Origin of the sequence: Peptoniphilus ovalis (assembly GCF_018919265.1) — a bacterium.
Taxonomy (GTDB): domain Bacteria; phylum Bacillota; class Clostridia; order Tissierellales; family Peptoniphilaceae; genus Peptoniphilus_A; species Peptoniphilus_A ovalis.
The window spans coordinates 244,019-253,649 of the sequence record NZ_JAHLQO010000005.1; the positions used below are offsets into that span (position 1 = coordinate 244,019).

The 9,631-nt window shown below is 33.8% G+C and carries 12 protein-coding genes; 3 read left to right on the forward strand and 9 right to left on the reverse strand.

The window, feature by feature from the left end; all coding sequences use genetic code 11:
- Positions 1-996: 996 nt before the first annotated feature.
- The 3 genes from KQI68_RS08695 to KQI68_RS08705 are packed head-to-tail and all read right to left on the reverse strand — an operon-like array spanning position 997 to position 1,598.
- Positions 997-1,143, reverse strand: a complete 147-nt coding sequence (locus KQI68_RS08695; protein WP_216549742.1) for a YvrJ family protein — start codon at positions 1,141-1,143, stop codon at positions 997-999.
- A 1-nt stretch (position 1,144) separates the two neighbouring features.
- Positions 1,145-1,360, reverse strand: coding sequence for a DUF2922 family protein (locus KQI68_RS08700; RefSeq protein WP_216549743.1), 216 nt, complete (start codon positions 1,358-1,360; stop codon positions 1,145-1,147).
- Positions 1,361-1,373: 13 nt separating this feature from the next.
- Positions 1,374-1,598, reverse strand: a complete 225-nt coding sequence (locus tag KQI68_RS08705) for a DUF1659 domain-containing protein (protein ID WP_216549744.1) — start codon at positions 1,596-1,598, stop codon at positions 1,374-1,376.
- Positions 1,599-1,753: 155 nt separating this feature from the next.
- Between KQI68_RS08705 and KQI68_RS08710 the strand changes: the two genes are divergently transcribed.
- Together KQI68_RS08710 and KQI68_RS08715 are read left to right on the forward strand one after the other, a co-directional pair.
- Positions 1,754-2,245: an HD domain-containing protein gene (locus KQI68_RS08710; protein WP_246541284.1), complete on the forward strand. Its 492-nt coding sequence runs from the start codon at positions 1,754-1,756 to the stop codon at positions 2,243-2,245.
- Positions 2,242-2,967: a putative ABC transporter permease gene (locus tag KQI68_RS08715; protein ID WP_216549745.1), complete on the forward strand. Its 726-nt coding sequence runs from the start codon at positions 2,242-2,244 to the stop codon at positions 2,965-2,967. The genes KQI68_RS08710 and KQI68_RS08715 overlap by 4 nt, the downstream gene beginning before the upstream one ends.
- A gap of 886 nt (positions 2,968-3,853) precedes the next feature.
- Here the strand turns inward: KQI68_RS08715 and rpsI are convergent.
- The 6 genes from rpsI to KQI68_RS08745 form a co-directional block, all read right to left on the reverse strand.
- Positions 3,854-4,246 (reverse strand): 30S ribosomal protein S9, encoded by a 393-nt coding sequence (rpsI, locus tag KQI68_RS08720; protein WP_216549746.1) that lies wholly within the window; start codon positions 4,244-4,246, stop codon positions 3,854-3,856.
- Between the two features lie 12 nt (positions 4,247-4,258).
- Entirely contained in the window at positions 4,259-4,687 is a 429-nt protein-coding gene (gene rplM / locus KQI68_RS08725; protein ID WP_216549747.1) for a 50S ribosomal protein L13, read from the reverse strand.
- Positions 4,688-4,781: 94 nt separating this feature from the next.
- Positions 4,782-6,299: a 4Fe-4S dicluster domain-containing protein gene (locus KQI68_RS08730; protein ID WP_216549748.1), complete on the reverse strand. Its 1,518-nt coding sequence runs from the start codon at positions 6,297-6,299 to the stop codon at positions 4,782-4,784.
- Positions 6,300-6,315: 16 nt separating this feature from the next.
- Entirely contained in the window at positions 6,316-6,588 is a 273-nt protein-coding gene (locus tag KQI68_RS08735; protein ID WP_216549749.1) for an NAD(P)H-dependent oxidoreductase subunit E, read from the reverse strand.
- Positions 6,589-6,847: 259 nt separating this feature from the next.
- The gene (locus KQI68_RS08740; RefSeq protein ID WP_216549750.1) at positions 6,848-7,933 is read right to left on the reverse strand and encodes a SpoIIE family protein phosphatase; all 1,086 of its coding nucleotides are present in this window, start codon (positions 7,931-7,933) and stop codon (positions 6,848-6,850) included.
- A 48-nt stretch (positions 7,934-7,981) separates the two neighbouring features.
- Complete coding sequence (locus KQI68_RS08745) at positions 7,982-9,112, reverse strand: THUMP domain-containing class I SAM-dependent RNA methyltransferase (protein ID WP_216549751.1); 1,131 nt, start codon at positions 9,110-9,112, stop codon at positions 7,982-7,984.
- A 131-nt stretch (positions 9,113-9,243) separates the two neighbouring features.
- On the opposite strand from KQI68_RS08745, the gene KQI68_RS08750 reads away from it, so the two are divergent.
- Positions 9,244-9,597 (forward strand): class II SORL domain-containing protein, encoded by a 354-nt coding sequence (locus tag KQI68_RS08750; RefSeq protein WP_216549752.1) that lies wholly within the window; start codon positions 9,244-9,246, stop codon positions 9,595-9,597.
- The last annotated feature ends 34 nt before the right edge of the window (positions 9,598-9,631 follow it).

Here is a 9,631-nt window from a genome sequence, read left to right on the forward strand (position 1 = left end):
TATATAACATTTCCAATCCTTTTGAAATTCTCATAAAATTAATAAATATCTCACAGCTAACCTTTCATTTGTCTACCATTTTCGACTCGCTCTAAAATGCTCCTTGGATAAGTTTCTTTATTTAAGGGGGCTGACCTTTTACTTATTTTTTCACTAGGCGAGGACAGCCGTCTTAGATTAAGACTTGTCAATCGATTTTCTACCATTAAAAAAGGTTACAATTTAGCAAGTGATTTGTTTTTATGGCTTGTTTATTGGGTTTGAGGTTGATTGTTTCGCGGCTACGGGGCTGTCCTTTGCTATTATTTTGTTTCTCTCTCTTGAGTTCTTCTTTATAAGAACTATTTTTTTTAATTTTAAAAGGGCTGCTGTGTGCCCTATGGGTATCCCCTTCCTTTAAAACTTTCTTTGGTTCGAGGACAGCCCCTTTTTTCTCTTCTTGTTTCTTTTTTTCTAGTTCATTTTCATTGACAACTTATTTTATTAACAACAAGGGACAGCCCTCCAAAATACAACAAAATGGCAAATGTTTTGTTTTTTTGGCTTGGTTAATGGGTTTGAGGATAATTGTTTTGCGGATACGGGGGCTGTCCTTTACTATTATTTTTTCAACGTCTTCTTGCTGTTGAGTTATTAGAATTAAGTTTATCCTTATGAAAGGGGCTGCCGTGGCCCTATGGGTATCCCCTTCCTTATTTTGTTTCTCTAAGCGAGGACAGCCCCTTTTTTTAACTTCTTGTTTCTTTTTTATAAAATCATTCTCATTCTAATGTTCTTTTATCGACAACAAGGGACAGCCCTCTTATACATTTGTCTACCATTTTTTGACTCGCTCTAAAATGCTCCTTGGATAAGTTTCTTTATTTAGGGGTCTGACCCTTTCCTTATTTTTTCACAAGGTGAGGACAGCCGTCTTAGATCAAGACTTGTCTTTCGATTTTCTACCATTAAAAAAAAGAATTCTTCCTATATATAATAGAAAAAATTCTTCATTTTTTATTTGTTAAGTTTTTCAACTGCATTGGATAATTCTCCTATGACTTCTTTTAATTCTTCTAGCTTCTTCTCAAATCTCACCAATAAATAGCAAGATATGGCAATGGGAAAGCCAATGTTTGAGATTTGTGCCAATAATTCTTCCATTTTAAATTTCTGCTTCTGTTCTTGTGATTAAGACATTGCCGAGATTTTTTGTGATTGGTCCCATTTTTCCTATTACAAGGGAATTATCGACGATTTTTCCAGTCACATCTTTTACATCAACTGATGAGATATCCTTCTTAGGATTTGTCACTGTTATTGATGTTTTGTTGTTTTGTGCATCTGCAAAGTCCATTCTAAGTGTTATCTTTGGTTCCATTTTTTACCTCCTTTTAAATTTGATTTTTAATTTCTTCTTCTGTGATTTTTACTGCTGCTGCGTGACTTCCTTCTAATAATCCGCCCACTGCTACTGATAATTCGTATAAGTGGTCGTTTGTTGATTGGCTGTTAATATTTCTAAGAGTGATTGTTCTCTTTTTCATATTGCCAGCTTCGTCTGTATTAGTCACTACTGTTTTTAGCATTCTTTTTGATTCTGCTGCTGTGATTGCCATTTTCTCACCCCCTTAATATATACATAGAATTAAATGTCAAAAGTTGCTATGCTTTTTTTACAATTTTTATAAGATTTCGCAAAAATTTCTTATAATTTTAATAAAAACTTTGCTTTTATTTTACTTTTATATATTAAAATATTTCTAGAGGTAATATGATGAATAAGAGAGACGAGTTAATTAAAAGACTTGAAGAAATTGTTATTGAATTAAATGAAAAGACTAGATTTAGTGAGACTAAAAATTTCATTCAACATGGCAACACTACAGTCTACGACCATGTGATTTCTGTTGCTATTAAGTCAATTGATATTGCGCTTAAGTATAATATTGATGTTGATTTTGACAGTTTAATGAGAGGTGCACTTTTACACGATTATTTTTTATACGACTGGCATGATGGCAAGAAGGAAAGACAAATCCATGGTTTTACTCATCCTAAGATTGCTCTTCGCGAAGCTTCAAAGGATATGGATCTTAATGAAGTGGAAAGGGACATTATTGTTAAGCACATGTTTCCATTAACTGTGATTCCGCCTAAATACAAGGAGTCATGGATTGTGACAACTGCTGATAAAATTGTTTCTACTGAAGAAACTATTAATCGTAATAAGCCTGCTAAGGTTAGATTTGGAGCTGATTTATGAGAATTTCAGAGTTTATTATTATTTTCTTTTTCTATGGATTTATTGGATGGTGCTGGGAAAGTTTTCTATGCTCATCTGTGGAATATGATGGTGTTTTAAACAGGGGATTTTTTCTGGGACCTTATTGTCCGATTTATGGTATTGGGGCTATACTTTCTTACTTGGCACTAAAAAATATTGATTCCAATTTATTTATCTTTATTTATTCTGCGACAATTTGCTGTTCTGTAGAGTATGTTATTGGATATGTTTTGGAGAGATTTTTTCACCAAAGGTGGTGGGATTACAAGGATTATCCTTTTCAAATACACAGACGTGTTTGTCTTTATGGGATGATAATTTTTGGATCTGCTAATATTTTGATTGTTAAACATATAACTCCAATGTTACTTTTCTTTTTAGAGGTTGCTGATAATGATATTATTCACGCTCTTGCTGTTTCTATTTCTATGATTTTTGTAATGGATAGTTTAGTGACTGTTAATAAGCTTTTAAATGGTTTTGATATTTTGATTAGGGTTTATGATTATTTCGGCGAGAAGAACGAGAGGTATTTTAATTATATTAATGAATCTGACAGGCTAATGAATCTAAAGATGATGGCTGAGCAAAGAGATATTAAGGGAAAATTTGAGAGCTTTAATGAGAATTTGAAAGTTCGAGAAGAGAATATGAAGAAATTGAATTATGAGAAGATAAAGAACCTATTTTATGATAATTGATGAGATAGGTTCTTTTTTTTGGTTATGGTGGGAAGGCTTGAGGATGGGGACTGTCCTTGTCAGGTTTACTAAGGGACTGTCCCCATTATTTAAGACGAAGCTTGGCTATTTTATTTAAAACTTATTTTTTAGTTACGGGGACGGTCCCCTTTTCAACTTGTCAGGGACAGTCCCCATAAGTACGGGCAGCCCTCTTGGTTTGGGACTGCCGCGTACCCTATGGGTATCCCGTACGTATTTCTTTGTTAATAACTATGTTTTATAAAATCTTAGCAAAAATAATAAATTAATAAATCTTGGGACTGTCCCACAGATTTTCTGCGTAATAGAACACTGGGACAGTCCCAAGTTGGACAAATTTTCTTCTTTAATAAAATATATTTATCTTGAGGCTATTTTTTAACTTTAGGTCAGGGACAGTCCCGAAAGGACAGCCAATTTTAAGTTTTTGGTGGGAAGGCTGAGGATGGGGACTGTCCTTGTCAGGTTTACTAAGGGACTGTCCCCATTATTTAAGACGAAGCTTGGCTATTTTATTTAAAACTTATTTTTTAGTTACGGGGACGGTCCCTTTTCAACTTGTCAGGGATACCCATAGGGCACACAGCAGTCCCCATAAGTACGATGCAGTTGGTTTTTCATCAACTCAGTCTTTGCTATCGCTCGACTTCGTTGTGAAGACATACCATTCGCGACTCCCTTGTAATTGCTCCCTATCCAGTCGCAATTACTTCGGTCGCTGCATAAGGTTCTTCATCGACTCAAGCTTCCCTGCGGTCGCTTTCGTCGTGAAAACCGAAAAAATTGTGACCAGTCACAATTTTTTCTACCATTAAAAAAAAGAAGCCTTGGTTGGTGTTCAAGGCTTCTATCTTTATTATAAATATTATCTTTTTGAGAATTGTGGAGAACGTCTTGCTTTTTTAAGACCGTATTTCTTTCTTTCCTTCATTCTCGGATCTCTTGTCAAGTATCCTGCTTTTTTAAGATCAGCTCTATATTCTGGATCTACTTCTAGAAGTGCTCTAGCAACTGCGTGTCTAACTGCTCCAGCTTGTCCAGAGTATCCACCACCGATAACTTTAACAATTACATCAAATGATCCTAATGTTTCAGTAAGTTCTAGTGGTTCTTTAGCTACTGTTCTTAATGTTTCGTAATCGAAATATTCTTCTATATCTTTTCCGTTAACTGTGAATTTTCCATTGCCAGGTAGAAGTCTAACTTGAGCGATGGATTTTTTTCTTCTTCCAGTTCCTCTGTATTGTATTTTATCCATTCTTACCTCCAATTAAAATTCATATACTTCTGGTCTTTGAGCTTCGTGTGGATGCTCATTTCCAGCATAAACCTTAAGCTTTTTAATCATCTTTCTGCCAAGTCTGCTCTTAGGAAGCATTCCTCTAACAGCTAGTTCGATGACTCTTTCTGGTCTCTTTTGAATCATTTCAGAGTATACAACTTCACGTCTTCCGCCTGGATATCCTGTGTGATAAGCGTGAATCTTTTGATTTAACTTATTACCAGTTAATACAACTTTGTCTGCGTTTATTACAATTACGAAGTCGCCAGTGTCCACATGTGGTGTAAATATAGGTTTCTTCTTTCCTCTTAAGATGCTAGCAATTTCAGTTGCAAGTCTACCAAGTACCTTGCCTTCAGCATCTATGACATACCATTTTCTTTCTACTTCATTAGTTTTAGCCATGTAGCTTTTCAATGAATTTTCCTCCTAAATAGTTTAAAAAATTATTCCGGGGCTTTTTAAACATGACCTATATTTTAGACTACTAAGCCCTTTTTGTCAACAGATTTTAGCCATTATTTTGAATAATTTCTCTCTCTTTTTCAATCATTGTATTTTCTAGAGGAGTTGGGAATTCTGAATCCTTCTTATATTTTTCTATTGACTTCTTAACTCTATTTACTGATGCTACTGTTCCTACTCCTGCTATACATCCGCCTGGGCATGCCATTCCTTCAAGTAGGTATCCATCAAGCTTTCCTGCTTTTGCAATCTTTAGCATCTTCATACATTCTGATAATGTGTGTGCTCCTTGGATGTGTATGTCTCTATCTGGTGCAATTTTTTCAGCTACTACTTTAACTGATTCTGCAACTCCACCAGCTATTGGGTAGCCACGTCCAAGTGCTGATCCATCTTCTTCGTTCTTTTCTACTTCAATTTCAGATGGCTCGATATTTTTAGCAACTAACATTCCCATTAGTTCTTCAAATGTGATTACAAATTCTACATCTGATTTTACTTTAGTGTCAAGTGCTTCAAGTTTTTTCGAAGTACATGGTCCTATAAAGCAAATTACTGCTTCTGGGTCTCTCTCTTTGATATAGTTTGCAGTGTATCTCATAGGAGAGCCTGAGTCAGATACTTGTTCGAAAAATTCTGGGAACTTATTTCTAATCATAAGTGTCCATGAGAAACAACAGCTTGTTCCCATAAATGGTATTTCCTCTGGAACTCTTTCTAAGTATTCTTTTGCTTCGTGAAGTGTTGTAAGGTCTGCTCCAAGTGCAACTTCTATTACATCTTCAAATCCAAGTTGTTTTATAGCTTCTATTATTTGGTCTGGGCTTGTCTTAGCACCGAATTGTCCAATGTATGATGGTGCAATTGCTCCGTAGACTCTTTTTCCTGCTTTTATTGCTTTTATAAGTTGGAAAATTTGTGTCTTATCAGAAATTGCTCCAAAAGGACATTCTGCAATACATCTTCCGCAAGCTACACATGCATCTTGGTCGATTTCTGCTCTTCCGAATTCGTCTGATTTTATTGCATCTACTCCACATGCTGCAGCACAAGGTCTGTCGTATTGTACAATTGCATTATATGGACAAGCATCAGCACATCTTCCACATTTTACGCATTTTTCTGTGTCAATAATAGTGCCATTTCTCCCCATAGAAATTGCATTTACTGGACACACGTTAATACATGGATGTGCAAGACATTTTCTACAATTATTAGTTGTATAATATGCCTTTGTTGGGCATGCTTCACAACCAAATTTAATTACATTAATTAGCGGTTTTTCATAGGCATTTGTATCGATATCAACTTTGTCAAATCCATCAGTAAGTCTTTTGAATTCGCCAATTTTTCTAACGTCCATACCCATTGCAAGTCTAATTCTTTCGTCAACTACTGCTCTTTCTCTAAATATATTATCTCTATATTTAGCAACTTCTCCTGGAACGATTCTGTAACAAGAATCTTCTAGTGCCGTTACGTCTAAATCGTTGTAAGCAACTCTTGCAACTTCAGCAAAAACCTTTCTTCTTATGTCGACTAGCGTACCATAAATCTCTTTCATCTTTACCCTCTAAAAATTAAATTCTAAGTTTACCCATAATCTTTTCACTAACTTCTTGTGCAGTGGCCTTAAGCATTATTTCATCATCTACTATGACAACTGGAGATGCCTCATTGTTGTGAATTTTGCAATAGTTTAGACAATTTGCAAATTCAACTTCTAAATTTTCTGCAGAACATAATTCTGAATCAGGTCCGCATAAATTTTCTTGTAAGTACTCCACTGCATCTAATATAGCATTTGCACCCATTAATGTGCATCTAGATCCCATACAAATAGTTACTTTCATAAATCCTCCTAATTCCTTTATACTGATAGTTTAACATTTAACAAAGTATACTTCAATATTGATTTGTGCTTATTAACTTATATTACTTTTTGAAATTATGACAAATTTATTTTTTAAAATAAATACAAAAACTTTTTTTCTTATTTTATACACCATTGCATACTTTAATTTTTATTTCAAAGTATAATTCAAAAAATATAATTCAATTAGAGGATTTATAATATATAAATCATAAAAAAATAAGACCAGCGAACCAGTCTTACCAAATATTTATAAGTAATGCAGTTATATCGTCTATTTGACTTCCCCCAATAAAATAATAAAGTTGATTTTCAAGGATGTCCATATAGTCTCTGTTGTTTACTTTTAATATATCTTTTATACGCTCTATTCCAAAAGGCTCTTTGTCACTATTTCGAGCTTCGATAACTCCATCAGACATAAAGAAAAGTTTATCTCCTGTTGTGACTTCTATTTCTCTTTCTTCATATTCTGGGTCTTGTGCAAATCTAGATATTGGATAACCCTTTGCATCAAGCTCAGTTATATTTTCATCTCTAATTAAAAGTGGCAGCGGTTGATGTCCTGCATTGGAATAAGTAAATTTCCCTTCTTTTCTATTATATACTCCATAAAAACATGTGAAATAATTTTCCAATTCAAGGCTTAGCTCTGTGAAGCTATCGCAAAGTTCGTTAAGTGTATCTTTTGGAGAAATTAAAGTGTAGTATTCCATGGAACGAATCACAGTTTTTATAAACATTGTCACCATTGACGATGCAAATCCATGTCCAACGGAATCTGCAATATAAATTACCACATTGTCTTCGTCAATTTCAAAGACATCGAACATATCGCCGCTAAGTATATTTGACGGCATGTAAAGATAATCCATTTTTAAATTTTGTACAAAGCCCTTAGCTGGTAGAACTTTCCTTTGAATAATAGATGCTGCCATTGTTTCTTCTGTCATAAATCTATTTTTCTCAGTGATTTCCTTTTGAAGTTTTCTAGCCATTGTGACATTTCTAAAAACTTCTACTACTCCTAAGATTTCTCCATCTTTGGAATAAATTGGAGAGCATTTTACAGAGAAAATAGTATTACCTATGTTTTCTTCTCTTTGAATTACTTCTCCACTTCTTAGGGCTCTTCTTGTTATATCTGGATTAAAGAGGTCTTCTCCAAGGGTACAAATTTTTCTTTCAGAATCATATCCTAGAAGTTCTTCCATTGATTTATTGACAAATACCACTTTTTCATTGGCATCTAGTACTCTAACTAAATCAGCGATTGAATCAAGGACTTGTAGTTCTAATTTTCGTTTTTTTAAGTACTTTTCCACCTGCTCACCTCTTTAAACCTAGTATAGCAAATATAATTTATTTTACAATTATTTTTTTGGCTTTGGACCGTAGTATTGGTAGTAATAAGACTTAATTCTACCATTGTAAAGTTTTCTGTTTCTATCAGATTTTTTTCCAAAATTTTTCTCGAATTTTTCGTTGGCAGTTATGACATAAAAGGACCAAGTCTTTAATGTTTTTGCTAAATTTCCAAGTTCTTTATTTAATTCATCGACATCTTCTTTTCCAATTCTCTCTCCGTATGGAGGATTTGTTATTAGGACTCCATAATTATCTGGTAGGTCTAGTTCTCTAATGTCCTTTTGGAAAAATGAAATGTCTTCATCAAGTCCAAGTATTTCAGAATTATTTCTTGCGATTTCTATTGCTTTATGTGATATATCCGAAGCGATGATGTCTAGTTTTTCATCGTATTTGATTTCTGAATAGCAAATCTTCTTTTCTTCTTTAAAAATAGATTCATCTAAGAATTTAAATTTTTCGAAGTCGAATTTTCTCATAAGTCCTGGTGCAATATTTTTGCCAATCATTGCTGCTTCAATGGGAATTGTTCCAGAACCGCAGAATGGGTCAGCTAAAGTTCTATTTTTATTCCAGTATGAAAGCTTTATCAGTGATGCTGCAATTGTCTCTGAAAGTGGGGCTTTATAATTTACTTCTCTGTATCCCCTCTTATGAAGTCCATCTCCCGATGTGTCAATAGTTATTTCTGCAATGTCATTTAAAAGTGCAACTTCAATCTTTACTCTTGGACCCGATTTTTCAAACCAAGAAGTTTTGTATTTTGTTTTTAGCTTTTCAATTATTGCCTTTTCGGTAATTCTTTGACTGTCAGATATTGAAAAAAGTTTTGAGTTTCTACTTCTTCCTTGAATAATAAAGTTGTCCTCTTCAGCTATATAATCTGGCCAGTTGATTTCATAGACTTTATCGAATAATTCTTCGAAAGTTGTTGCTTCAAATTTATCTATTAATAAAAGAATTCTTTCTGCAGTTCTAAGTCTTAAGTTTAGCTTTGGAATGTCAGAAAGTGTTGCTTCTATTTCAATTTTTCCGTCCATTGTCTTTATATTTTCATATCCTAAATCTAGAAGCTCTCTTTTTGTAACTGCTTCTAGTCCGAAATTTGTTGTGGCGATTAGTTTTATATTTTCCATTTTTCACCTCTTATTTTATTATACTAGAAGAAAAACTCTTTGTCTTGATTTTATCTTTTTAGGTTAATTTTTCTATATTTGGGTAAAAGATAATTGTATTGTAGATACAAAATTTATTGGGGGTATATTTTATGAAATTAACTGAAACAGTACAAACTGCTGATTTTAAATCAGAAAAACACGTTCCATCAATTCACGCAGAAAAGGCTGATGGAGTATTAAAAATTACTTCTTGGGTTGGAGAAGAAATCGAACATCCAAATACTTTAGAACACCACATTGCATGGATTAAAGTTTTCTTTAAACCTGAAGGAGCTAAATTCCCAATCGAAGTTGGTTCTTATGAATTTAGCGCTCACGGCGAAGAAGAACTTTACACAGTTCCTAGAGTTGAAGTTGAAGTTAAAACTGATAAAGGTGGAGAAGTTTACGCACTAAGCTATTGTAATATCCACGGACTTTGGGAAAATGCAATCGAATGCTAATTTGCTAATTTGCACAAAAAAAGACGGTAACCCC

Excerpts from the sequence above, each read along its gene's own strand:
- KQI68_RS08705 (WP_216549744.1), bottom strand. The coding sequence starts at position 1,598 with ATGGCAATCACAGCAGCAGAATCAAAAAGAATGCTAAAAACAGTAGTG.
- KQI68_RS08730 (WP_216549748.1), bottom strand. The coding sequence starts at position 6,299 with ATGAAAGAGATTTATGGTACGCTAGTCGACATAAGAAGAAAGGTTTTT.
- KQI68_RS08750 (WP_216549752.1), top strand. The coding sequence starts at position 9,244 with ATGAAATTAACTGAAACAGTACAAACTGCTGATTTTAAATCAGAAAAA.
- KQI68_RS08710 (WP_246541284.1), top strand. The coding sequence starts at position 1,754 with ATGATGAATAAGAGAGACGAGTTAATTAAAAGACTTGAAGAAATTGTT.
- KQI68_RS08745 (WP_216549751.1), bottom strand. The coding sequence starts at position 9,112 with ATGGAAAATATAAAACTAATCGCCACAACAAATTTCGGACTAGAAGCA.
- KQI68_RS08695 (WP_216549742.1), bottom strand. The coding sequence starts at position 1,143 with ATGGAAGAATTATTGGCACAAATCTCAAACATTGGCTTTCCCATTGCC.
- KQI68_RS08735 (WP_216549749.1), bottom strand. The coding sequence starts at position 6,588 with ATGAAAGTAACTATTTGTATGGGATCTAGATGCACATTAATGGGTGCA.
- KQI68_RS08700 (WP_216549743.1), bottom strand. The coding sequence starts at position 1,360 with ATGGAACCAAAGATAACACTTAGAATGGACTTTGCAGATGCACAAAAC.
- KQI68_RS08715 (WP_216549745.1), top strand. The coding sequence starts at position 2,242 with ATGAGAATTTCAGAGTTTATTATTATTTTCTTTTTCTATGGATTTATT.
- rpsI (WP_216549746.1), bottom strand. The coding sequence starts at position 4,246 with ATGGATAAAATACAATACAGAGGAACTGGAAGAAGAAAAAAATCCATC.